Origin of the sequence: Flavobacterium pygoscelis (assembly GCF_023162025.1) — a bacterium.
Taxonomy (GTDB): domain Bacteria; phylum Bacteroidota; class Bacteroidia; order Flavobacteriales; family Flavobacteriaceae; genus Flavobacterium; species Flavobacterium pygoscelis.
This window is the reverse complement of the sequence record NZ_JALNUB010000008.1, coordinates 1-25,138: the sequence shown is the minus strand read 5'-3', so window position 1 is coordinate 25,138 and position 25,138 is coordinate 1. Positions and strand designations below refer to the sequence as shown.

Here is a 25,138-nt window from a genome sequence, read left to right as displayed (position 1 = left end):
AGTTCGTAAACATAAATGAAATGGATTTGAAATGGAAGTAACGCAGATGGATTAACTAAATTTTAAGAAAAACAAAAGCTATTTTTTTAAGTCTGCCACCTATTCTTACATTTATACTTAAAAAAAAGAATAAATTAGCTAATTCTATCAACATACATAACTCATGAAAAAAACAACCACGATTTTTATTGCCTTCATCACCTCATTTCTACTTGTAAATTGTAAGTCGGAAGAAAAAAAGCAAGATTTTGCTACGCTAACTAAGAATTATTTTGACGATAAAAGTGCACTAGACCCTTTATCTGCCACTCAGAATGGTCAAAACGAATACAACGACAAACTGCAATTTGAGATGACTGATGGATATCGAAAACTGCAAACCGCTTTTTTTAATAAATACCAGAACGCATTACAACAAATCGCCATCGATGACTTAAACGAGGAAGAAAAGAATAGCTACCAAATCATTAAGTGGGAAGTTGAAATAGGGAAAGAATTATTGAAACAACCTACTAATCTGTTGCCGGTTCATCAATTTTGGGGAACACATTTAACCATGGGACAATTTGCAGGAGGAACTAGCGCACAACCCTTTAAAACTGAAAAAGACTATACCAATTTCTTAAAGAGAATGGATCAGTATGCGGTTTGGATAGACTCTGCTATGGTTTATATGAAAAAAGGAATCAGCAAAGGAGTAGTTTTGCCACGAGCATTAACTCAGAAATTGATTCCACAATTTTCAGAAATGGCGACTCCAGCAATAGAAGATAATTTATTCTACTCTTCGATTAAATTAATGCCCGCTTCATTTCCGGATAGCATGAAAGAGGATCTGACAGCAAAATATACGCAAACTATCAATAATAAGTTAATTCCTCAGTACAAAAAAATGGCTGATTTCCTAAGGAAAGAATATCTCCCTGCATCGCGAGCAACGAGCGGAATAGGAAGTTTGCCTTTTGGAAAAGATTTATATAAAATCTATGTCAAACAATGGACAACTACTGAAATGAGTCCAGAAGAAATTCATGAATTGGGTTTAAAAGAAGTGGCTCGATTGAATGCAGAAATGGAAAAAGTAAAAAACCAAGTTGGTTTTAAAGGTACTTTACTTGCGTTTTTTGAAGAGGTTAGAAATAAAAAAGAACTCAAACCATTCACAGAACCAGAACAGGTAATTGCTAATTTTCAAAGTATTTATGATCGAATCAAACCAAATGTAGATAAATTATTTTCGCTACAGCCAAAAACAAAATTCGAAATCAGAAGAACAGAAGCCTTTAGAGAAAAAACAGCTAGTGCTGAATACAATCAAGGAACAGCTGACGGCTCTCGTCCTGGTATTTTTTATGTACCCATTCCTGATGTAAAAAATTATAATATTTATGGCGATGAAGATTTATTTTTGCACGAAGCCATTCCTGGACATCACTTTCAAATCTCTTTGCAACAAGAAAACGAAAGCCTACCAGACTTTAGAAAATTCAACTGGTTTGGCGCTTATGGAGAAGGCTGGGCATTATACACCGAAAGTTTAGGTAAAGAACTTGGACTCTATCAAGATCCTTATCAATATTTCGGAATGTTGAGTAATGAAATGCACAGAGCGATTCGTTTAGTAGTTGATACTGGTTTACATTCTAAAGGATGGACAAGAGAACAAGCTATTAAATACTCTCTTGCAAACGAAGCAGAGAGTGAGGCGAGTATCATTCCAGAAATTGAGCGCTATATGGCTATTCCTGGACAAGCTTTGTCATATAAAATAGGTCAATTAAAAATCATCGAATTGCGTAAAAAAGCGGAAGCCAAAATGGGCAAAAACTTTGACATTAAGAAGTTTCATGAAAAAGTGTTAGAATCTGGGGTAATGCCATTGGCCTTATTAGAAAATAAAATAAACGCTTGGATTGAGGGTAAATAGAATTATAAAATAATAGACATAAAAAAAGCTTTCGCTGTAGTGAAAGCTTTTTTTATTTAGACAATTGGAGTTATAAAAAGAGATTAATACCAAACTTTCACTTATTCCCACAAAAAAAGTCCAAACTTTCGTTTGGACTTTTTGTGCGGATAATAGGACTCGAACCTACACGCCTTGCGGCACCAGATCCTAAGTCTGGCATGTCTACCAATTTCACCATATCCGCGTAATTGTGGGTGCAAAGATACACATAAGTTCCAATCTACAAAGAAAATTTTAAAAAAATATTCATTCTCTTTTTTGTACTTTTGAAACACTAAAAAAAACATTCCATGGAAAACATAAAATCGTACGTTCAACAACACAAAGATCGCTTTATAAATGAATTAATTGAATTATTAAAAATTCCATCCGTAAGCGCAGATACTGCTTATTGTCAGGATGTTATTGATACTGCTGAAGCAGTAAAGGTAAGTTTAGAAAAAGCTGGTTGCGATCATGTAGAAATTTGCGAAACTGCAGGTTACCCGATTGTATATGGTGAAAAAATAATCGATCCAAACTTACCAACTGTACTTGTATATGGTCATTATGACGTTCAGCCAGCGGATCCAATCGAACTTTGGACCTCACCGCCTTTTGAACCAGTTATCAAAAAAACAGACATTCATCCTGAAGGAGCTATTTTTGCTCGTGGTGCTTGTGATGATAAAGGTCAAATGTACATGCACGTAAAGGCTTTCGAATACATGATTCAAAGCAACACTTTGCCTTGTAACGTCAAATTTATGATCGAGGGCGAAGAAGAAGTAGGAAGTGTAAACCTTAAAACTTTTGTTGAGAATAATGTAGAGAAATTAAAGAACGATGTAATCTTGATTTCAGATACAGGAATGATCTCCAATCAACAACCGTCTATCACAACAGGTCTTCGCGGATTAAGTTACGTAGAAGTTGAAGTTACAGGTCCAAACCGTGACTTACATTCAGGTCTATATGGTGGAGCTGTAGCAAACCCAATCAATATTTTGGCAAAAATGATTGCTTCACTTCATGATGAAAACAACCATATTACCATCCCAGGTTTCTATGATAATGTTGAAGAACTTTCTCTTGAAGAAAGAGCTGAAATGGCAAAAGCTCCTTTTAACTTAGATAATTATAAAAAAGCTCTAGACTTAAAAGATGTATATGGAGAAAGCGGTTATGTAACCAACGAAAGAAATTCGATTCGTCCTACTCTTGACGTAAACGGAATCTGGGGAGGATATACTGGTGAAGGTGCTAAAACGGTAATTGCAAGTCAAGCGTTTGCTAAAATTTCTATGCGTTTGGTTCCTAATCAAGAATGGGAAAACATCACTGAATTGTTTACCAAACACTTCATGAGTCTTGCTCCTGCTGGCGTTACTGTAAAAGTGAAACCACATCATGGTGGCCAAGGTTACGTAACACCAATCGACAGCATTGGCTATAAAGCAGCAAATATGGCGTACACAGAAACCTTTGGAGTTCCAGCCATTCCGGTACGTTCTGGTGGAAGTATTCCTATCGTTGCCTTGTTTGAAAAAGAATTAAAAAGCAAAACTATATTAATGGGATTTGGTTTGGATAGCGATGCCATTCACTCACCAAACGAACATTTCGGAATATTTAATTACCTAAAAGGAATTGAAACTATTCCTTTGTTTTACAAGTATTTTGTAGAACTATCTAAATAAAACAAATTGGCATTCTGAACTTATTTCAGACTAAAAATCCGTTTATTCACCTCTGAATAGACGGATTTTTTATTGGGCGTTTCCTTGTTGCAGCAAAACTATCATCAAATTCACATTCAACCTAGCAACAAGGTCGGGCTTTGCGTTGCAATCTTTTTTGGCTTCGTCCCTCAGCAAAAAAAGGATTTACACTTCAATCCCTAACGCACATACTTTGGCCAAAAGAACATTTTCAAATTTAAAACGGCAATTTATTTAAACACAAAAAAAATCCCCAACCGAAATTGAGGATTCTGAAATTATCTTTTAATTTTATCTAAATTTTGTTGTGCTTTAATAAGATCTGCTTCTAGCTCACTAATATCAAGCTGTTTCTTACTGATTTTTACATTTTGTTTCTGAATTTCAACATCTGTAAGTTTCCCTCTAGCGGTAGACTTATCTAATTTTGCTTTCATTTTGTCCAAATCTTTCTTAGCGCTATCCAACTTTTTGTTTGTTTTTTGAACTGCTTTTTCAGCTTTGGCAATTTTTTTCTCTGCTTTTGCTTCTTTCTTTGCCTCTCTATCTCGCTTTTTTTGTGCTTTTTCTTCCTTTAATTTAGATTTCTCTGCTTTTTTACGACTTTTTTCTGCCTTATCTGATTCTCTTTGAGCTTCTTTTTTTTGTTTTTCAGCTGCTTTCAACTCTTTTTCAGCACTCTTTCTTTCATTAATTGCTGTTTGATCCGTACTTTTATTTTTAGAAATAGCTATAGGAATTGCACTTACAGAATCTTTAGTAACTGGCTTTACCTCCTGAGAAAAACCTGTTAGAAAGCTAAAAAAAGCAAATACAAGCAATAATAATTTAGTTTTCATAGTAGTTGTTTTGATTAATTATTTACACAAATTTAGCACAAATAAAACCCGTTTAGTGTTTATTTTGCTTAAAAAAATCTAAACATTTTATTCAAAGTAAAATCTTTTAGATCACAAACTCAAGCTCTGAAATTCGAATCCAAATAAAGATACATCCACATCATTCTTATTACAAATGTGCAAATCGTTTTAGAAACAAAAGTATTTTAGCCTATAAAACGCTCAAAATCAAAATAAAAATCAAAATAAAAAGCAAAAAAAATTGGTCAATTAAAAAATTACTCTACATTTGTAGAGCAATAACTTCTTTTGTAGAGCAATTATATTTGGTATGAAAAAAAATAGTTCCCTTTTTATTTTTTTATTGTTAATTATCTGTAGCTGTAAAAGTCCAACAACCAACCAAAAAGTAAACAAAAAAAGAGAAGGTCTTTGGATAGAAAATTACAAACAAGATAGCGCTAACTATAAATCTACTGGATACTATAAAAATGATGATCCAGTAAAAAAATGGAGTTATTTGTTAAACAATAAATTAATTAAAAGAGAAAAATACAAAAACAACAATTGTTATACGCGAATTTATTACGAAAATGGAAAAATCCAATCAAAAGGGATTTCAGTCTTAGATAATTCGTCAAAATACATGCATTGGTATTATAATGGGAATTGGAAATTCTATAATAATAAAGGAAAGTTAATAGCCATAAAAAAATACGATAAAGGGGATCTTATTTCTGAAAAGATAATTAAAAAATAAAAAAAATGCAGCAACTCACCAACGCCGAAGAACAATTAATGGAACATCTCTGGAAGCTCGACAAAGCTTTTATGAAAGACTTACTTGAAGCTTATCCTGAGCCTAAGCCAAAAACCACAACAGTAGCAACGTTATTAAAAAGAATGATCGACAAAAATTTTGTGGCTTTTAAAGAGTATGGAAATTCTCGTGAGTATTATCCATTAGTAGAAAAAACCGCTTATTTCTCTAAACAAGTAAACGGATTAATAAAGAACTTCTTTAACGACTCCGCATCACAATTTGCTTCTTTCTTTACTACAGAAACGAATTTGTCAGAGAAAGAATTGGAAGAACTCAAAAAAATAGTAGATCGTGCCATTCAAAATAAGAAAAAATGATAGACTTTATATTTAAATCGACCGCATCATTACTTGTGTTATTAATCGTGTACCATTTGCTATTAGAAAACGAAAAGATGCATCATTTTAATAGGTTTTACTTATTATTCGCCATAGTTTTTTCATTCATAGTACCTTTTATAACTATCGAAGTGATTCAAGAAATCACCACTCCTATTAGAACTCAAAGCAACATCGAAATAGAAGGAGAAACCATAGCAATTATAGATGATTCCGTAAATTATTGGTTTTATTCCATGTACACTTTGTACGGTATAATAACTTCAATTCTGCTCATTCGCTTCGGTAGAAATATATTAAAATTACACAAGAAAGCAAAATCGATTGAAAGTATTGCATACCAGAATTCAAAATTGGTTTTGGTAAAAGAGCAAACGCTTCCTTATACTTTCTTAAATAACATTTTCATCAATGAAACGGAATATAATAGTAGAAAAATTGAACCCGAATTATTTACGCACGAACTAATTCATGTTACACAAAAACACACTTTGGACATTCTGTTTATAGAAACCTTGAAAGTTTTATTTTGGTTCAACCCTATTTTAATTTTTTATAAAAAAGCAATACAACTTAACCACGAATTTCTCGCAGATGAAAAAGTGGTAGAATCTTATAACAATGTTCCGTTTTACCAAAACTTATTGATTGCAAAGGCAAACGAGAACCCAACCTATTACTTGGCCAGTAATTTAAATTATTCAGTAACTAAAAAACGATTAATTATGATGACAAAAACCACATCAAAAACTATTTTACTTTTAAAAAAAATTACATTGATTCCCGTTTTTACAGCCCTAACCTTCTTTATATGCGTCCAAGCTGTAGCTCAGAAAAACACAACTCTTACAAAAGGAGTCATCGCAAAAACACCAAATAAATTAACCGATAGGGATGCTTATTACGCTGGGGTTAGAGTTATTATTAAGGATTCAAAGAAAAATGTTGTAACCGATAAAATGTATGAAGAATTAAGTATAGAAGAAAAAAACCGTTATTTAGATTATGTACCTAAAGCATATGAGAAAAAATCACCCACCAAAAAGGAATATGAAACATTTAAAAACAGTTCGAAATTTGCCATTTGGATTGATAGTAAAAGTTATCCCAACAGCAAATTAAATGATTACAAAGCTAGCGATTTTGTATATTTTTCTGGAAGCTCCGTTTATAAAAATGCCAGAACTAAACGATTCCCTCAACCTTTTCAATTCAGTTTGTACACACTAGACTATTTTAATAAAAATTTAAAAAATGCTCATAAAAAATTTAGCGGACCAAGAATAACTATTTTCATATCAAAGGAGGATTCTATAATAATAAAGGAAAGTTAATAGCCATAAAAAAATACGATAAAGGGGATCTTATTTCTGAAAAGATAATTAAAAAATAAAAAAAATGCAGCAACTCACCAACGCCGAAGAACAATTAATGGAACATCTCTGGAAGCTCGACAAAGCTTTTATGAAAGACTTACTTGAAGCTTATCCTGAGCCTAAGCCAAAAACCACAACAGTAGCAACGTTATTAAAAAGAATGATCGACAAAAATTTTGTGGCTTTTAAAGAGTATGGAAATTCTCGTGAGTATTATCCATTAGTAGAAAAAACCGCTTATTTCTCTAAACAAGTAAACGGATTAATAAAGAACTTCTTTAACGACTCCGCATCACAATTTGCTTCTTTCTTTACTACAGAAACGAATTTGTCAGAGAAAGAATTAGAAGAACTCAAAAAAATAGTAGATCGTGCCATTCAAAATAAGAAAAAATGATAGACTTTATATTCAAATCGACTGCATCATTACTTGTATTATTAATCGTGTACCATTTGCTATTAGAAAACGAAAAGATGCATCATTTTAATAGGTTTTACTTATTATTCGCCATAGTTTTTTCAATCATAGTACCTTTTATAACTATTGAAGTGATTCAAGAAATCACCACTCCTATTAGAACTCAAAGCAACATCAAAATAGAAGGAGAAACTATAGCAATTATAGATGATTCCGTAAATTATTGGCTTTATTCCATGTACACTTTGTATGGTATAATCACTTCAATTCTGCTCATTCGCTTCGTCAGAAATATATTAAAATTACACAAGAAAGCAAAATCGATTGAAAGTATTGCATACCAGAATTCAAAATTGGTTTTGGTAAAAGAGCAAACGCTTCCGTACACTTTCTTAAATAACATTTTCATCAATGAAACGGAATATAATAGTAGAAAAATTGAACCCGAATTATTTACGCACGAACTAATTCATGTTACACAAAAACACACTTTGGACATTCTGTTTATAGAAACCTTGAAAGTTTTATTTTGGTTCAACCCTATTTTAATTTTTTATAAAAAAGCAATACAACTTAACCACGAATTCCTCGCAGATGAAAAAGTGGTAGAATCTTATAACAATGTTCCGTTTTACCAAAACTTATTGATTGCAAAGGCAAACGCGAACCCAACCTATTACTTGGCCAGTAATTTAAATTATTCAGTAACTAAAAAACGATTAATTATGATGACAAAAACCACATCAGTAACAAGAGCTCTATTAAAAAAAGGAGTTATGATTCCCGTATTAACTGCATTAGTATTTTCTTTATGTACTAAAGTTGTAGCACAAGATAAAATGGTCAAGAAGACCAACGAATCTACAAAGCAAAGTAAAAGTTCTGATGAAGTTTGGAAAAACACTGTATTTATATTTCGCGATGCAAACAAAAAAATAATAGCACAAAAGAAATACAATGAACTTACCGATAAAGAGAAGAACAGTATTCCGCCACCTCCTCCGCCAGCAATCAGATCTACTGATAAAAAAAAGAAGCAAGTTCAAAAAAACAAGTCGGAAACTATTTATATCGACATGTCCTCCGACGTACCTAAAATGAGTGATAAAAATAAAGTTTCTCAAGAAAACATGCCCCCTTCAAAAATAGTAAGCGGTTTCAATATTAGTTTTGATACTATTAGTGTTAAATCACCAAATTTTCCGGGAGGGATGACCGAATTTTATAAGTTTGTAGGGAATAATTTTAAACTAACTTCAGAAGCCGAAAAAAACAAAGTAAGTGGAAAAATTATAATGCAATTTATGGTTGAAAAAGACGGTTCTTTGTCCGAGATTATAGCTGAAAAAGACTTGGGTTATGGACTGGCAAATGAAGCTATTCGAGTCTTGAAACTTTCACCAAAATGGATTCCTGCTACTAAAAAAGAGAAGCCCGTTCGAGTACAATACAACTTACCAATAACAATTAGATCTGCTGAATAAAAATCATAAAAAATCCGCTTCTAAGGAAGCGGATTTATCAAACTAAAAAAACTAAAAACTAATTAAATTTTTTATCTGGATTATATCCTAAATAGGACATAACTTGTTCCTTAAAGATGACGCCATATTCTTCTAATTCTTTCAAAATAGGCAAATAAACCTCTTTCCTGATAGGAAGTTGAACACCTGGAGTTGTAATTTTACCGTTAAGTATGAGTAAAGTAGCCATAGCAACTGGTAAACCAACCGTTTTTGCCATAGCAGTATAAGTTTGGTCTTCACCAATGCAAACCATTTTAGAATCAATCTGTTGTTTTTCACCTTCCAATTCAAATCCAAATTTGTGGTACATCACAATCATGTCCTTATCTTCAGGCTGCAAAGTCCAGCTATCATTTAATATTTTTTCTAATATTTGAGCTGGTGTTGCGTTTTTCAAGCCCACAATTTTATTACTATTGAACAAGTCTAATTCTAGAAGTTTATCCCACATAATATCATCTTGATCAATTTTTAGAATCAAACGCATCTTGATCTCGACAGAATCTGTTGGATGATACGGCAAAAAAGAATTTACATATTCTCTATAACTCATGTTTTCAGAATCTTCCATAATGTAACTATCATCTGTCATACCTAGTTGTACAAACATATTCCAAGCTTTAGAAAATCCTACTTTTCGAATCGTACCTCTATATAAAGTAAGTACATCATCTAAACCATAAACTGATCGGTATTTTAAGGAATCTCTATTTGAGTATCCTTCAAAACGACCATAACCTTCTACATCTAAAAATTCAGTTCTACGAAACAAATTACAATACGGAATATATTTATAAGTTCCTTCTTGAATAAATTTGGCCGCACCCCCTTGACCAGCAAGAACTACATTGCGAGGTGCCCATGTAAATTTATAATTCCATAAATTATTATCTGATTCTGGCGCAACTAATCCGCCACAAAAAGATTCAAAAAGAATCATTTTTCCACCTTTATCCTTAATTTCATTAATTACTTTCATGGCACTCATATGATCAATTCCTGGATCAAGACCAATTTCATTCATGAAAATTAAATTATGCTCTTTGGCAGCATCGTCTAAGTCCTGCATTGCATCGCTAATATAAGAGGCCGTAACTAAGTTTTTTTTATAAATAATACAATCTCTCGCCACATCAATATGCAAATGAGCGGGTAACATCGAAACTACAATATCAGCATTTTGAACCGCCTCTTGTCTTTGATTTTCATCAAAAATATTTAGAGCAATAGCTGTAGCATTAGGATGGTTATTGGTTTTTTTCTGAGCCAAAGCCAATGACATATCGCCAATAATAAGATGCAAGTTCTCTTTTTCAGATTTATTCAATAAGTATTGAATCAAAGACGAAGCTGATCTTCCTGCCCCAATGATAAGTATTGTTCTCATTTTTTTATATTTATAACACAAACATACAAAAATGTTGTATTTATAACAAAAAACAACATTAAAACTTCATAACTATTATTTCTAAATGTATAACAACTAATAATTAAAAAAACGTAAAGATAAGTTTGTGCTAATTTGTTTTAGTTTCAATAGAATAAGAGATAAATTTGTAATAAATTAAAAAACAAGATGGATAAGAAAATAATTTCTACAGCAGCGATTTTCGGAATGATTGCTATAATTCTAGGAGCTTTTGGCGCACACGCTTTAAAAAAAATATTGTCTTTAGAACAACTTTCTACCTTTGAAACTGGAGTTAGGTATCAAACGTATCATGCTCTATTTCTACTATTTATTGGCATTTTAACTGATTTGCCACAAAAAACTAAAAAAACGATCTATTACTTAACAACAATTGGTGTACTATTATTTTCTGGATCTATCTATTTATTAGCTACAAACGACCTTACCTCATTTGATTTTAAGATTATAGGTTTTGTAACACCGATAGGTGGTCTGTTATTAATACTCGCATGGGGAGCATTATTATTGAATTATCTTAACAAAAAATCATAAAACTAAGATAATCAAAACAAATCTTAAATATAATTTCTATTTTTGCAATCGATAAATTAAACTACACAACATATAATTTTATGAATAATAACACACCGTTTACGCAATCGATTTCGCTAGAAGACTTGGGAATTGAAAACGCAAAGATTCATTACCAATTATCAGCCAACGAATTACACGATAAAACAATTGCGTTACATCAAGGAATTGAAACTGCAAATGGCGCTTTAGCAATTAACACAGGCGAATATACTGGACGCTCTCCTCAGGATAGATTTATTGTAAAAGACAGCATTACCGAAAATAAAGTTTGGTGGGGAAAAGTGAACATCCCATTCGAACCAAAAGCATTTGATGCTTTATACAAAAAAGTAACATCTTACTTGTCTAATAAAGAGGTTTACGTAAGAGATTCTTATGTATGCGCAGATCCAAATTACAGGCTTAATGTTCGTGTAGTTACAGAAACACCTTGGGCAAATTTATTTTGCTTTAATATGTTTTTAAGACCAGAAGCAAAAGAGCTTGAAAATTTCGCTGCCGACTGGACTTTATTATGTGTACCAAGTTTTATGGCAGATCCAGCAGTTGATGGAACTCGTCAAAGTAACTTTGCTATCTTAGATTTTACAAAAAAAATAGCTCTTATTGGAGGAACAGGATATACAGGTGAAATGAAAAAAGGAATTTTTTCTGCTTTAAATTTTATCCTTCCTGTTGACAAAAATACTTTACCAATGCATTGCAGTGCCAATGTAGGTGAAAAAGGAGATACAGCAATATTCTTTGGGTTATCAGGAACAGGAAAAACTACTCTTTCTGCAGATCCGCAAAGAAAACTAATTGGAGACGACGAACATGGTTGGACCAATGAAAATACCGTTTTTAATTTTGAAGGTGGTTGTTATGCAAAAGTCATCAACCTTTCTGAAGAAAACGAACCAGACATTTTTAGAGCTATTAAAAAAGGAGCTATTTTAGAAAATGTAGTGATCAACAAAGAAACTAATGAAGTCGATTTTGATGATGTTTCAATAACTCAAAACACACGTGTTAGTTATCCTATTTATCATATTGATAATATTCAGCCGGGATCTATTGGAAAAAATCCTAAAAACATCTTTTTCCTTACTGCAGATGCCTACGGAATTTTACCTCCAATATCTAAATTAACTCCAGGTCAAGCTGCTTACCATTTTATTTCTGGATATACTGCTAAAGTAGCTGGAACAGAAGCTGGAATTACAGAGCCTCAACCTAACTTCTCTGCTTGTTTTGGCGCGCCTTTTATGCCTTTGCATCCTACAAAATATGCTGAAATGTTGAGTAAAAAAATTCAAGATGCTGATGTAAAAGTTTGGTTAATCAATACTGGATGGACTGGTGGACCTTACGGAGTAGGTAACAGAATGAAGTTGAAATACACTCGTGCTATGATTACTGCTGCTTTGAATGGAGAATTAGACAATGTTGAATATGTAAATCACAGAGTATTTGGAATTGCAATTCCACAATCTTGCCCTAATGTTCCTGCGGAAATTTTAAATCCAAGAAACACATGGGAAGACGAAAAATTATACGATACAAAATCGAACGAATTAGGTCAAATGTTTAGAACTAACTTCGCTAAATTTGAAGAATTCGCCAATGCTGAAATTATGGCCGGAGCTCCATTAGCATAATTGAAATCATAAATTTATTATTATCGCACAATTATAATCGCAATACTATTAATTCAGAAATAAGAAAAAGCCATTCGTAAGAATGGCTTTTTTTGGCTTAAGTAATTAGCTAATCAAAAACATATCAACTATTTACACTTATTTTTATTTTTTGGCGTTAAATTTGCAATCTTAAGAAAGCCAAATAAATAAAATGGCAAAACAATCAATCAAAAAACAATCAATCATGTTAAAAAATTTTTTTATTCTTTGCTCTGGAGCCGACAAGGACATTCTAGAAGGATGCTCTGAAGGCGAACAAACCAAATATGTTGGAATTGGCGCAACGGTATTTTTTACAGCTGTTATGGCTTTTATTGCAAGTACCTACGCTTTATTCACCGTTTTTGATAACGTTTATCCCGCCCTGCTTTTTGGACTTGTTTGGAGTTTACTCATATTTAATCTAGATCGTTTTATAGTTTCAACTATTCGTAAAAGAGATAAATTTGGAAGTGAATTTTTGCAAGCCACTCCTAGAATTATTCTGGCCGTTATCATTGCCATCGTAATTTCTAAGCCTTTGGAAATTAAAATATTCGAAAAAGAAATTAATACTGTTTTGTTAAAAGAAAAAAATGCAATGGCTTTGTCTAATAAAAAAGAAGTAGCCAATTATTTTAAGAGTGACTTAGACAAAAACAAAACTGAAATAGATAGTCTAAAATCGGATATCACCAAGAAAGAAAAGGAAGTAAACACGTTATACGAAACTTATATAACCGAAGCAGAAGGAACAGCAGGAACTAAAAAATTAGGAAAAGGTCCTGTTTTTAAAGAGAAAATAGCCAAACATAATTTAGCTGCTGCACAATTAGACACGATTCGAAAAATCAACTTGGCAAAAATTGCTGAAAAAGAAAGTAAGTCAAAACTACTGCAAGCCGACTTGGATAAAAAAATAACGGAAACACAACCTATAATTGATGGTTTTGATGGCTTAATGGCAAGAATAAATGCGTTAGACAAATTACCTTGGCTGCCTTCATTTTTTATCATGTTATTGTTTTTAGCCATTGAAACTTCACCTATTATCGCTAAATTACTTTCGCCAAAAGGGGAATACGATTTTAAACTAGAAGATCTTGAAACAGGTTTAAAAGCAACTCTAGAACAAGACAAATACCAACGGGATTTATTGGTAAAAACAAGTGCTGCAATGCATGATAAAGTGTACCAAGATATTGCCGAAGATAAAAACCTCTACGATTTGCAGCGCAAAAAAGCGACTGAATTACTAGAATTGCAAGCGCATAATTTTGTAGAAAAACAAAAGAGAACTTTATAAAAAGCAAAAAGGCAGTCTAATTTTTAGGCTGCCTTTTTTTATCATAAATTATAATTCATTTAAAAACTTGCCAATACAGCATCTAGATTATCTACAAAATCAGCGGCATTTTCTCTACTAAAAATGATGGGTGGTTTTATTTTTAACACGTTATACAAAGGCCCATCTGTACTGATAAAGAAACCCCGCTCTTTCATCATTTCTACGATTTGATCAATTTCAGGAACAGCAGGTTGTAAAGTTACTCTATCTTTTACCAATTCGACCCCTACAAATAATCCGTTGCCACGAACATCACCAATGATATTATGTTTAGGTTTTAATGCCTCCAAACGCTCTAATAAATAATTACCAACTTCTAAGGCGTTTTTCTGTAATTCTTCTTCTTCAATTACCTTCAAAACGGCTAATCCTGTCGCCATAGAAACTGGATTTCCTCCAAATGTGTTGAAATATTCCATACCGTTATTAAAAGCATCGGCAATTTCTTGCGTAGTTATTACAGCCGCCAAAGGATGTCCGTTACCAATTGGTTTACCCAAAACAACGATATCAGGTATGACATCTTGCAATTCAAAACCCCAAAATTTTGTTCCTACACGACCAAAACCAACTTGAACTTCATCGGCAATGCAAACTCCTCCAGCCTTTCTTACTTTGGCATAAACCTCTTTTAAATAATTGGGAGGTAACGCAATTTGACCACCTACTCCCAATAACGTTTCACAGATAAAAGCAGCGGGTTTTTTAGATTCTATTTCTAATGATTCTATAATGCGGTCCATATCTTTAGCATATTTTTCACCAGCATTTTTATCTCCATATTTGAATTCTCCTCGATACATATCGGGATTTTGCGCTTTGTGAATGTATGTCATTTTACCAAAACCGCCTTTGCCATCAAATTTGTATGGACTCATTTCGATAGCTGTCGTAGAAGTTCCATGATAGGCGTGATCTAGAACAATTACATCTTTTTGTTTGGTAAAATGGCGACTCATTCTAATAGCCAAATCATTGGCTTCACTACCAGAATTAGTAAAATAACACACCGTTAATTCTTTAGGTAAAGTTGCAGTGAGCCTCTTTGCGTATTCAACAATATTATCATTCAGGTAACGTGTATTAGTATTCAATGTAGCAACTTGTTTTTGCATTGCTTTTACCACCGTAGGATGACAATGTCCTAAATGACTCACATTATTCACGCAATCCAGAAAAGTGTTACCTTGATCATCATATAAATATTGTAATGCTCCTTTATCAATTTTTACTTTTTTGTTGTAACTAATACTTAAATTATTACCAATGTATTGCTTTCTTTCTTTTAGAATCGTCTCATGATTATCACTTGTATTTATAATCGATGAAAATCCACAAGCAAGTCTAAACTCATTGTGTGCTTTCAAAGGATTGATTCGGATAAGTTGATCTAACAATTTCAAAGCCGGTTTTTCTGTTATAAAGTGATGTTCGTTTGTACTATCCATCGAATGATTAAACGCTGACTGACACAAACTTATACACAATCTCCCAGCAATCAGATAATACAACAAAGAAACTTCCAGCGGTGTTAAAGCCATTTTTTCATGATACCCTCTTACGATTTGAGTTGCAACTTCCAGCGGTTTTTCGCTATTTAACATCGCATAAGTGCAAGCAATTGCTAAATTATTGACTAGTGAAGTATGTACCATATCGCCAAAATCTATCAAACCAATAATACGATCTCCATCAACCAAAATGTTATAATCGTTAGCATCGTTATGGATAAGAGCAATTCTTAAGTCCGCAAAATTTGGAGTTACTTCCGTTTCAAATTGCAACAAAAAATAGGCTACTAAACGCCTGTTTTGATGTGATTTTATACAATGTAGATTCTTTCTTGCTTCTAATGCATTTTTGATATCCCATTCGTAATAACGGTTGGCGGCCGGATGTTTAAAATCTTTTAAAACAAAATCCATTTCGCCTAAAAACAATCCTAAATTCTTGGACAAACTTGAAGTCTTTTGTTTTTGATTTATCCAAAAATCACCTTCTAAATAACTTAGCATTCGAAAATAAAATTGGGTTTCTTCTAGAATGATTTGACCAATATCTTGATTGTTTATCGTTGGAATATAATGTTGAAATTTTTCTGATAAAACACTATTTGAAAGAAGTTTTATCATTTTTACCTGCGCTTCTAAAAAGTAAGGATTATGTTCTTCGGTAGCGATTTTAAAAATATATTTTTTATCAGATGAATCTGTTAATAGAAAATTAAGTTCGTCGTATCCATTGAGTATTTTGCAACTCACCTCTAAATTGTAATGTTCCTGAATAAGTGAAATAATAAATGACTCGGTAAATTTCATAATGTATTAAGTTTATTTAGATAATTACAATCCAGAACTAGCAAAAAATTTACTTGTATAGTTGTTTCTATTAATTCAAGGATAAAAAAAAAGCAGTCTCGAAAGACTGCAATTTAATTTATTTTTGATTACATATGACTTAAAATTTCCTTCTTAAAATTATCATACTCACCTTGCATGATTAATCCGTTATCTAAGAGCTTTTTATAATTCTGTAATTTTTCAAAAAGTTCGTCTTGAGATAAACCACTCAATCCGTTCTCTTTTGAAGTTTCTAATTGTGTACTAAACTCTTCTTTTTCCATATTAAAAACGGGAGGAGTTACAGGCATGATTTCTGCAAAATTAGTAACTTCTTCAGTTTCCATTTCTTCAACAATTTCTTCTTCTTGAATTTCCTCTACCAGAACTTGTTCTATAACTGTAGCAGTAGAAACAGCTCCATTTTTCAGAATATCCAATTGTTCTTTAGCGTAAGTAAAAATCTTTCTCGCTTGAATTTTCGGAATATAATCAATAGAAACTGTCATATCTGTTTTGGTAGAAAAGGAGAACTCCGAACCTAGAATATTTTCTTTTACAAAAGTACCTTCAATTTGATCCCAAGTATAATCTGTAAAATCCATAGAAAGTCCTAGATTTTTTGGCTGACAAATAATAATTCTTTTATTTGTCATAACAATACCATCAGGTAAAACTGTTATTGCAGGCTTTTTTTGAACCGCGATGTATCCAATTTCCTCATTCTTCATTAGTAAATCACTCAACTTTGAAGCTATTTTTTCAACTGCCTTTGGATCTTGCTCTTCGTTTAAAAATTTTTTAAATTGTTCCTTCATATTTATGCTGAATTATTTCAGTTGTTGTTTATTATTTATGTTTCATTACCTAACAAAAGTAATACCTAATTTTATAAATCTAAAATTTCATTTTGCAATTTCTTTGTTAAACTTTTGAAAACCAATTCATAGGAATGATCCATTAATTGAGTAACCAATACGTCTGAAACTGTTTTATTTATATTTACGGTATTCCAGTGCAATTTGCTCATGTGAAATCCAGGTTTAATGTCATCGTATTCTATTCGCAATTCTGTAGCCCGATCTGGATCGCATTTTAAATTGATTGCTGGCTTGCCTTCTTCCCACTTTGACAAAGAAGAAAGAGCAAATATTTTTCCACCTACTTTAAAGACTAATGTATCTTGATCAAATGGAAAATGTTCTGTAACTCCTTTTTTAGAAAGGCAATATTCATAAAAACTTTCTAGATTCATTTGATGATTTTTTCCATTAATTTTTCTGGATTTGCTAATTCATGAAAACCAAATTTACGATATAAAAAATGGGCGTCACTAGTAGCCAATCTCCAAATTTTAATATTTTTAAGTTTAGGTTCATTCATCATGTTTTCGATCAAAATAGACGAATACCCTTTGCCACGATGCTCCTCTGTAATAAAAACATCCATTAAATAAGCAAAAACAACATAATCTGTAATTACTCTTGCAAATCCAATTTGCTGTTCATCAAGATAAATTCCAAAACAAAACGAATGATCAATTGTAGTTTGAACTTCTTGCATAGTTCGTCCAGCCGCCCAATAAACATTTTTTAAAAATTTTTGAATAAATGGAACGTCTAGTTTGTTTTTATCCGCAGAAACTGTAATCATTTTATTGTTTTTTTATTAAATTTCAATTTCAAATAAACTAAAAGAGCCCTCTTTATAATGTTCTGGCAAATCGGCTGTCCATTCAATTTCACTGATGCCTTTATAGGTAAATCCGCAATTTGTATAATATTCGTTGATGCGTTCATTACCGCTGTGCGTGTCCAATCTAACAAATAATTTTTGGTTTTCTTTGGCATAATTTACCGCCCAATCAACAATTTTTTTAACATAATTTCTACCTCTAAAGTCCGGATTTGTGGCTATTCTATGAAGGTAAACAGAAGGTTGCAAATTGGCTTCTTTCCAAATTATAGCATCGTTAAAAGTTAATACAAAAGTGCAAGCCACTGCTTCATTTTCCTTGATTACAAAATGACGTTTTTCGGCAATTTCCTGCTCTATTAAACTTCTTTCAAAACCTCTCCAACTTTTTTTAGCTACCTTTTTTTGATGTGCTGTTGCTGCATCATATATTTTGAAAACTGCATCAATATCTTCAGTTTTGCTATTTAAAATTTTCATTTTTCTATAATTATTATATTTTATACAAAATGGGTTTACTCGGACTAGCATCATTCTCAAAAGAAACAATTTGTAGATTTAGCAAATAACTCCCGTCTTGAATTGCATCTGTTACATAAATCATTTCGGTAATTGTGGCTTCCATTCGCGCATCTGAATTCAGATTTTGAGTGTCTTTTACGTTCCAAAATGCTTTATGCGCCAATAATTTACCCTCGTCTTTTTCTTTATCAACACTTGGCAAATCGATTAATAAATGCTGAATGCCGTTTTCGCAAATATAACAAGCCGCTTCCTCACTAAGATATGGCGGATTTGTATTAGAATATTTCTTGGATTTTTTTAAAATTTCATTCGGCAATGATCTAATAATAATCGCTTCAGGAATTTTGCCATTTAACGCTTTTTCGATCTGACTTTTAGAAATTATTCTATCTTCTCCTAACAATTCTGGATCTACAGTTACAAGCTCAGCCAAAAAAAAGAATTGTTTTAATGCTTTGTTTATACTGTAAAATTCTTTTGTAATATGACCCAGACATTCGGTGTGCGTTCCGTGACCATGTGGATTGAAAAAAATAGTATTAAAATTTGTTGAAGCTCCTTTTTTCACGCTTCCAATCCATTCACCAAAAACAACTGGTTCTATTTCTGGTTTTTCAATATACCAAGCAATTGGATTTTCGTCAGTATTAGTCAGTGGAATCGAAATATCAATTGGTTTTGATAAATCGACTTTTAGTGTTTTATTTTTATGTTCAAGAGTTACTATCACAAATTATCATTTTATACGATTACGGATTAAAGACTCAAAGTTACAAGTTAAAAACTCACTTTTTCTTCGTTTCTTAGTGCCTTTATGGCTAAATTATACTATTCCAAATTTAAGTAAAATAAGTCTGACGCAATTCCGTCCGTCAAAAATTTTCCTTTTTTAGTTGGCTTTAAAATATCATTTTCAATAAAAAGTAAATCATCCTCTAGGAATTTGTGACTTTGTTTGTTGAGATAATTGAAATATGGAACACCAAATTCGGTTTTGATTCTATCTAACGAAACACCCCAAACCGTTCGTAAACCAGTCATAATATATTCATTATAACGATCGGTAACAGATAATATTTCTGTCTCATTTGGTAATTTATCTTCCTGAATAGATTTGAGATAAATAGGATTATTAGCTACATTCCAACTTCTAGAAACACCATTATAACTGTGCGCTGAGGGTCCAATACCAATATATTTTTTTCCTAACCAATAAGCCGAATTGTTTTTGGAAAAATAATTTTCTTTTGCAAAATTTGATAATTCGTAGTGTATAAAACCTTTGGATTCTAAGATTTCGACCAAAATAGCAAAATGTTCTTGAGCGACTTCATCATTTGGCGCAGCAATTTTCCCTGTTTGAATCAGTTTATTTAATGCCGTTTTGGGTTCTACTGTCAAAGCATAAGTAGAAATATGCGGAATTCCAAAAGACAAAGCCTTATCAATATTATCTTTCCATTTCTCATTACTCATTCCAGGAATACCATAAATTAAATCGATTGAAATATTATCAAAATATTTCGTGGCCAAGTGAAGACATTTTGTGGCCTCCACCGAATTGTGAGCACGATTCATCATCTTTAAGTCTTCTTCATAAAAAGACTGAATTCCGATACTCAATCTATTGATTTTACTTTTAGATAATTCCAATATACGATCTTCAGATAAATCATCAGGATTAGCTTCTAAAGTAATTTCAGGATCACCTATAACCTTATAATTTTCATAAACGGCATCAATCAAAAAATTAATTTCTCTCGAAGTTAAGACGCTAGGAGTTCCTCCGCCAAAATAAATAGTTTTAATACTCTCATCAAAGCACTCCTTTTTACGGAGTTTAATTTCTTTAGCTAAAGCCAAAACCATCTCTTCTTTCTTCTTCATTGAAGTCGAAAAGTGAAAGTCGCAATAATGACACGCTTGCCTGCAAAATGGTATGTGGATGTATATTCCTGACATTTTTAAAAGAGATAATTTGGAAAAAAAGAGAATTATTTAGTTGTTGTATTATATAATTGATACATTATTTTTTTACTCGTTCTTCATTCTGTTTCACAAAAGCATCCCAACCCGTGTAGCTTTTGGTTCCAATCACTTTTCCTGAATTAAAAAAATGACAAACTGCTGCTGCTAAACCATCTGTTGAATCGAGGTTTTTAGGTAATTCTTTGAGTCCTAAAAGCTGTTGAAGCATTTTAGCAACTTGCTCTTTACTAGCATTTCCATTTCCAGTAATGGCCATTTTTATTTTCTTGGGTTCATATTCAGTAATAGGAATATCTCTTGACAAACCAGCTGCCATAGCTACGCCTTGTGCACGACCTAATTTTAGCATAGATTGCACATTTTTTCCAAAAAACGGAGCTTCGATAGCAATTTCATCTGGATGATGCGTATCGATTAATTCAATAGTGCGCTCAAAAATACGTTTCAATTTCATGTAATGGTCATCCATTTTATTCAATTGAAGTTCATTGAGCTGCATAAATTCCATCTTTTTATTGACAATTTTTATCAATCCAAAACCCATGATTGTAGTTCCGGGATCAATTCCTAATATGATGCGTTCGTGTGCCATTTTATTTTTGAAGTTCTTATTGCCGTAGGACTTTAAGACACTATTTTTTTATTAAAAGTAAGTCTATAATTTAAAATCAATGAGCAGATATAAAATTGTATCTAAATGCTTGTAAATAGCTATCGCAGTAGATTTTTGCTTTACTTTGCAGCCATGATTTCAATTCCACACAAAACTAAACAATTCCTTGTTCTTATAGTCAAACTTTTGATTGTAGGTGGTGCGTTTTATTTTATTTACAACCAATTAGCCAATAATGACAAATTAGACTGGAATAAGTTTATAGTTTTGTTTAATAAAAATCAGTCGATTATTGGAATTGGCTTTATTTTATTATTGAGTATTTTAAATCGTTTATTCGAAATTTTAAAATGGCAAAATCTAGTTTCAACTTTATGTAAAATTTCTAAATTAGAAGCTACTAAACAAGTACTTGCTGCATTAACCGCTGGATTATTTACACCAAATGGTGTGGGAGAATATGCGGGAAAAGCACTGTTCTACGATAAATCCGAAACGAAACAGATTGTGTTTTTAAATTTGATTTGTAATGGAATCCAAATGGTATTAACAGTTATATTTGGGATTTTTGGTTTATTGTATTTTAATGCCAATTATAATGTGATTACAACAAGAACAGTACTACTTCTTTTTGGAATTTTAATTTTCACTTTTATCGTATTATTTTCAATAAAAGGGATAACGGTTAAAGGATATTCAATCGAGAAATTGATTCACAAGATTAATGAAATTCCAAAATCAATTCATCGGAAAAATATTTTTTTAGCAGTTTGCCGTTACATCGTTTTTTCGCATCAATATTATTTTTTGTTCTTAGCTTTTGATGTAGACTTACCTTATTTAACCTTAATGTCGGCCATTACTAGTGTTTATTTTTTAGCTTCTTCATTACCCACTTTTCAATTTTTAGATTTCGCCGTTAAAGGTAGTGTAGCAGTTTATTTCTTCGGAATTTTGGGAGTAAATGAATGGATCGTAATATTTATTTCTACATTGATGTGGTTTTTAAATGTCGTTCTACCGGTATTAATTGGCAGTTATTATGTTCTTAACTTTAAAACTAAAAAACCTATATGATTGTGGTTTTTTATTTTATTATACTACTATATTGTATAGCAATCTTTTATTTGATTTACGGTTACAACAAAATAAAGACTGTAAATTATAGCAGTTTACAGCCCAAAACAAAATTTACAATTATTGTTCCCTTTCGGAATGAATCCGAGAATTTGCCTGTTTTGTTAGAGAGTTTTTCAAATCTAAATTATCCTAATGAGCTGTTTGAAGTTATTTTAGTAGATGACGAATCCAAACAAGAATTTATTCTCCCTACTTTAAATTATGCTGTCAAGATAATTCAGAACCGGCGCCTTAGCAATTCGCCCAAAAAAGATGCTATTACAACTGCAATGCAATATGTAGTTTCAGATTGGGTTGTTACCACTGATGCAGATTGTATGGTTAATAAAGAATGGCTTGCAACTTTTGATAATTACATTCAGCTTCACGATGTTTCAATGATTGCTAGTGCAGTAAGTTATGCGTGTGAAAATTCATTTTTACATCATTTTCAACAATTAGACTTAACAAGTTTACAAGGAGCAACTATTGGGAGTTTTGGTATAAATAAAGGTTTTATGTGTAACGGAGCTAATTTTGCTTACATGAAATCACTCTTTAAAAAATTAAATGGTTTTGAAGGCAATGATAAAATTGCTAGTGGAGACGATGTTTTCCTACTACAAAAAGCAATTGCTAATTTTCCAGAAAAAGTTCATTACTTAAAATCTAAAAATACAATCGTAATCACTAAACCAATAGATGATTGGAAAAATTTATTTTATCAAAGAGTGCGATGGGCTTCTAAAACGAGCTCATATAACAGTCATTTCGGTATACTATTAGGATTAATTGTTTTGGCAGGAAATTTAATTTTAGTTCTTGGTTGGCTGTTTTCAGTTATAGGAATTATTTACTTTAAAGAATTTATTTTTTTGTTACTATCTAAATTCATCGTGGATACCATTTTGCTTCACAAGTCAAATAGCTATTTGAATCAAAAAAGAATACGTTATTTAATAGCGAGCAGCTTGTTATATCCTTTTTTTACTGTTAGTGTAGCTTTCTATTCTTTATTAGGCAAGTATGAATGGAAAGGAAGACGGTTTTAAATGACTGTATTTAAAGAAAAAAACCAAATTGCTAAAATAAAATTTAATCATTTACAGAAACTTAAAACAAATCTGAGATCATATTTGAGAATATTGTATACAATTGCGCTTTTAAATTATTCGACTTTTAATATTACTGGAAGAATAAATTGAGTTTTAACAGGAATTCCACGTTTAATCGCAGGATTTATTTTTGGAAAATCCACCAAACGTTCATTTAAAATACTATCGATTTTTATACGATTATACGCTACAGAATCTTTTGGAAATTGCGGTTCGAATTGTAATGCTGAATTAGCATAAACAGTAACTTTCACTTCAATAGTATCAAGTTTTGGATCCAAAATTGAAAGTGTATCCGTATTTAATTTTTCTTGAATCAATTTTGTTAAAATTTCAAAAAAGCAGTGTTGGCGTTGCACTTTATTTTCAATTTTGTCACAATCTTCTAATGAAGGATATTCGTCAACTTCATTCCAGTTGATTGCTTTTAATTCTTTTTGCAACAACTCTTTTTCCGATGGCACTTGCTTTTCGAAAAAATTACAAGAAGTAAAAAGTATAAATACTAAAAAAAGAGAATACTGTTTCAAAGTTTATATTTTTCTGTTGAACTTAATTGGTATAAAAATACAAATATTTTTTTTAGAATATTTATAAAAAAAACAGTGTTGTTATTGCACCATCTAGAATTTTTTTAAACACTTTTATAATTACTTCTGAAAAAATTTAGATTTCATAAAACTTTTGAAAAAAGAATTGAACTTTAAAATTATTTAGTATCTTAATAAAAAAGTATGGATTTTGCTCTTCTTATTATTAGCTTTATATTCATGATAATAGGTTTATTTGGAAGTTTTCTTCCAATATTACCAGGTCCAAGCATTAGTTGGATTGGATTACTAATTCTAAACTTAACCTCTGCGGTAACAATAAATTATTGGCTTCTTGGAATTACATTGATAGTGACTATTACAATTTCAATATTGGATTATATAATACCTGCTAAAGGAACAAAACTATTTGGGGGCAGTAGCTATGGCATTTGGGGAACTAATATTGGTTTAGTGATTGGAATTTTTGCACCAATCCCTTTTGGATTCTTAATTGGACCTTTTCTAGGAGCTTTAATAGGTGAGCTTATTTACAATTATAAGGATCATAATAGAGCTTTAAAAGCTGCGATAGGATCATTTTTAGGCTTACTTGCCTCAAGTTTTATGGCTTTTATAATTTGTGTTATATATTTCGGTCTCTACATTTGGATGATATGGCAGTATAAAACTCAATTATTTTAATGAATTAAAATACAAACTGTCCTTATTTTGTTAATGAGAGCATTATTTGCTTTTTTTATAGATAGAATCAATATTTTACGTTATACATTAGTATTCCTCCTTCCTTAAATTATAATGTATCAATATTGAGTTTAGCTCTTAATTTAAAATTTTGCCAATAATCATCTCCATTTTCATTTTTTTGATACACTATCTCTGATAAAATAATTTACCATTTGCAATGTACCTATATTTTACGTGATTTTTTCTAAACGCAACTATTGATAATGATCCAATTCTTTTTTAATAATAATTAAAACAGGCTCAATATTTTAATTACAAATAGAAGATTAAAATGGGGATTTGATATAAAACAAAAAACCCTTCATCGATAGATGAAGGGTTTTTAAAGAAAGGCGACGACATACTCTCCCACATAACTGCAGTACCATCTGCGCAGGCGGGCTTAACTACTCTGTTCGGGATGGGAAGAGGTGAGCCCCGCCGCAATAACCACCTTAAGGTC

24 protein-coding genes, 1 tRNA gene and 1 rRNA gene are annotated in these 25,138 nt (G+C 31.7%); 13 read left to right on the top strand and 13 right to left on the bottom strand.

Going from position 1 to position 25,138, the window contains the following annotated elements; genetic code table 11:
- Window positions 1–163 precede the first annotated feature (163 nt).
- Complete coding sequence (locus tag MW871_RS12875; protein WP_188051420.1) at window positions 164–1,927, top strand: DUF885 domain-containing protein; 1,764 nt, start codon at window positions 164–166, stop codon at window positions 1,925–1,927.
- A 144-nt stretch (window positions 1,928–2,071) separates the two neighbouring features.
- Here the strand turns inward: MW871_RS12875 and MW871_RS12870 are convergent.
- A tRNA-Leu gene (locus MW871_RS12870) sits at window positions 2,072–2,153 on the bottom strand.
- A gap of 106 nt (window positions 2,154–2,259) precedes the next feature.
- Between MW871_RS12870 and MW871_RS12865 the strand changes: the two genes are divergently transcribed.
- Window positions 2,260–3,648 carry a dipeptidase gene (locus MW871_RS12865; RefSeq protein ID WP_248428931.1) on the top strand — a complete coding sequence of 463 codons (1,389 nt, stop codon included), beginning with the start codon at window positions 2,260–2,262 and terminating at the stop codon, window positions 3,646–3,648.
- A 299-nt stretch (window positions 3,649–3,947) separates the two neighbouring features.
- On the opposite strand, the gene MW871_RS12860 is transcribed toward MW871_RS12865, so the two are convergent.
- Window positions 3,948–4,508: a hypothetical protein gene (locus tag MW871_RS12860; RefSeq protein ID WP_248428930.1), complete on the bottom strand. Its 561-nt coding sequence runs from the start codon at window positions 4,506–4,508 to the stop codon at window positions 3,948–3,950.
- 331 nt (window positions 4,509–4,839) lie between these two features.
- Here MW871_RS12860 and MW871_RS12855 point away from each other — a divergent pair, with 331 nt between their 5' ends.
- The 5 genes from MW871_RS12855 to MW871_RS12835 all read left to right on the top strand — a co-directional run bounded on the left by MW871_RS12855 (window position 4,840) and on the right by MW871_RS12835 (window position 8,947).
- Complete coding sequence (locus MW871_RS12855; protein ID WP_248428929.1) at window positions 4,840–5,268, top strand: hypothetical protein; 429 nt, start codon at window positions 4,840–4,842, stop codon at window positions 5,266–5,268.
- A 5-nt stretch (window positions 5,269–5,273) separates the two neighbouring features.
- Window positions 5,274–5,648 (top strand): BlaI/MecI/CopY family transcriptional regulator, encoded by a 375-nt coding sequence (locus tag MW871_RS12850; protein ID WP_188051434.1) that lies wholly within the window; start codon window positions 5,274–5,276, stop codon window positions 5,646–5,648.
- Window positions 5,645–7,003 (top strand): M56 family metallopeptidase, encoded by a 1,359-nt coding sequence (locus MW871_RS12845; protein WP_248428928.1) that lies wholly within the window; start codon window positions 5,645–5,647, stop codon window positions 7,001–7,003. The genes MW871_RS12850 and MW871_RS12845 overlap by 4 nt, the downstream gene beginning before the upstream one ends.
- Window positions 7,004–7,067: 64 nt before the next feature.
- Window positions 7,068–7,442 carry a BlaI/MecI/CopY family transcriptional regulator gene (locus tag MW871_RS12840; RefSeq protein ID WP_188051434.1) on the top strand — a complete coding sequence of 125 codons (375 nt, stop codon included), beginning with the start codon at window positions 7,068–7,070 and terminating at the stop codon, window positions 7,440–7,442.
- Entirely contained in the window at window positions 7,439–8,947 is a 1,509-nt protein-coding gene (locus tag MW871_RS12835) for a M56 family metallopeptidase (RefSeq protein WP_248428927.1), read from the top strand. Before MW871_RS12840 ends, MW871_RS12835 begins: the two co-directional genes overlap by 4 nt.
- A 58-nt stretch (window positions 8,948–9,005) precedes the next feature.
- On the opposite strand, the gene MW871_RS12830 is transcribed toward MW871_RS12835, so the two are convergent.
- Window positions 9,006–10,376 (bottom strand): saccharopine dehydrogenase family protein, encoded by a 1,371-nt coding sequence (locus MW871_RS12830; RefSeq protein WP_248428926.1) that lies wholly within the window; start codon window positions 10,374–10,376, stop codon window positions 9,006–9,008.
- Between the two features lie 189 nt (window positions 10,377–10,565).
- On the opposite strand from MW871_RS12830, the gene MW871_RS12825 reads away from it, so the two are divergent.
- From MW871_RS12825 to MW871_RS12815, 3 genes are all read left to right on the top strand, one after another.
- The gene (locus MW871_RS12825; protein WP_188051438.1) at window positions 10,566–10,952 is read left to right on the top strand and encodes a DUF423 domain-containing protein; all 387 of its coding nucleotides are present in this window, start codon (window positions 10,566–10,568) and stop codon (window positions 10,950–10,952) included.
- An 80-nt stretch (window positions 10,953–11,032) separates the two neighbouring features.
- Window positions 11,033–12,634 (top strand): phosphoenolpyruvate carboxykinase (ATP), encoded by a 1,602-nt coding sequence (pckA, locus tag MW871_RS12820; protein ID WP_188051439.1) that lies wholly within the window; start codon window positions 11,033–11,035, stop codon window positions 12,632–12,634.
- 226 nt (window positions 12,635–12,860) lie between these two features.
- The gene (locus MW871_RS12815) at window positions 12,861–13,961 is read left to right on the top strand and encodes a DUF4407 domain-containing protein (protein ID WP_188051440.1); all 1,101 of its coding nucleotides are present in this window, start codon (window positions 12,861–12,863) and stop codon (window positions 13,959–13,961) included.
- Between the two features lie 59 nt (window positions 13,962–14,020).
- Here MW871_RS12815 and MW871_RS12810 read toward each other — a convergent pair whose 3' ends face one another.
- The 8 genes from MW871_RS12810 to ruvC all read right to left on the bottom strand — a co-directional run bounded on the left by MW871_RS12810 (window position 14,021) and on the right by ruvC (window position 21,143).
- Entirely contained in the window at window positions 14,021–16,321 is a 2,301-nt protein-coding gene (locus tag MW871_RS12810; RefSeq protein WP_248428925.1) for an aminotransferase class III-fold pyridoxal phosphate-dependent enzyme, read from the bottom strand.
- A 128-nt stretch (window positions 16,322–16,449) separates the two neighbouring features.
- Window positions 16,450–17,160: a PH domain-containing protein gene (locus MW871_RS12805; protein WP_188051442.1), complete on the bottom strand. Its 711-nt coding sequence runs from the start codon at window positions 17,158–17,160 to the stop codon at window positions 16,450–16,452.
- A 71-nt stretch (window positions 17,161–17,231) separates the two neighbouring features.
- Complete coding sequence (locus tag MW871_RS12800) at window positions 17,232–17,597, bottom strand: MmcQ/YjbR family DNA-binding protein (RefSeq protein ID WP_210646725.1); 366 nt, start codon at window positions 17,595–17,597, stop codon at window positions 17,232–17,234.
- On the bottom strand, window positions 17,594–17,995 hold the full coding sequence (locus MW871_RS12795) for a GNAT family N-acetyltransferase (protein ID WP_248428924.1): 402 nt from the start codon (window positions 17,993–17,995) through the stop codon (window positions 17,594–17,596). Before MW871_RS12795 ends, MW871_RS12800 begins: the two co-directional genes overlap by 4 nt.
- A gap of 15 nt (window positions 17,996–18,010) precedes the next feature.
- Window positions 18,011–18,517, bottom strand: coding sequence for a GNAT family N-acetyltransferase (locus MW871_RS12790; RefSeq protein WP_210646727.1), 507 nt, complete (start codon window positions 18,515–18,517; stop codon window positions 18,011–18,013).
- A gap of 13 nt (window positions 18,518–18,530) precedes the next feature.
- Window positions 18,531–19,292: a cyclase family protein gene (locus MW871_RS12785; RefSeq protein WP_248428923.1), complete on the bottom strand. Its 762-nt coding sequence runs from the start codon at window positions 19,290–19,292 to the stop codon at window positions 18,531–18,533.
- Window positions 19,293–19,390: 98 nt separating this feature from the next.
- Entirely contained in the window at window positions 19,391–20,524 is a 1,134-nt protein-coding gene (gene hemW, locus MW871_RS12780) for a radical SAM family heme chaperone HemW (RefSeq protein ID WP_248428922.1), read from the bottom strand.
- A gap of 64 nt (window positions 20,525–20,588) precedes the next feature.
- Window positions 20,589–21,143, bottom strand: a complete 555-nt coding sequence (gene ruvC, locus MW871_RS12775; RefSeq protein WP_188051448.1) for a crossover junction endodeoxyribonuclease RuvC — start codon at window positions 21,141–21,143, stop codon at window positions 20,589–20,591.
- A gap of 153 nt (window positions 21,144–21,296) precedes the next feature.
- Between ruvC and MW871_RS12770 the strand changes: the two genes are divergently transcribed.
- Entirely contained in the window at window positions 21,297–22,241 is a 945-nt protein-coding gene (locus tag MW871_RS12770; protein ID WP_248428999.1) for a lysylphosphatidylglycerol synthase transmembrane domain-containing protein, read from the top strand.
- Window positions 22,238–23,335: a glycosyltransferase family 2 protein gene (locus tag MW871_RS12765; RefSeq protein WP_248428921.1), complete on the top strand. Its 1,098-nt coding sequence runs from the start codon at window positions 22,238–22,240 to the stop codon at window positions 23,333–23,335. Before MW871_RS12770 ends, MW871_RS12765 begins: the two co-directional genes overlap by 4 nt.
- 116 nt (window positions 23,336–23,451) lie before the next feature.
- Here MW871_RS12765 and MW871_RS12760 read toward each other — a convergent pair whose 3' ends face one another.
- A complete protein-coding gene (locus MW871_RS12760; protein ID WP_188051451.1) occupies window positions 23,452–23,928 on the bottom strand; it encodes a hypothetical protein in 477 nt (158 codons plus the stop codon).
- Between the two features lie 204 nt (window positions 23,929–24,132).
- On the opposite strand from MW871_RS12760, the gene MW871_RS12755 reads away from it, so the two are divergent.
- Complete coding sequence (locus tag MW871_RS12755) at window positions 24,133–24,633, top strand: DUF456 domain-containing protein (protein ID WP_248428920.1); 501 nt, start codon at window positions 24,133–24,135, stop codon at window positions 24,631–24,633.
- A gap of 390 nt (window positions 24,634–25,023) precedes the next feature.
- On the opposite strand, the gene rrf is transcribed toward MW871_RS12755, so the two are convergent.
- Window positions 25,024–25,133 (bottom strand): 5S ribosomal RNA (gene rrf / locus MW871_RS12750).
- Between the last annotated feature and the right edge of the window lie 5 nt (window positions 25,134–25,138).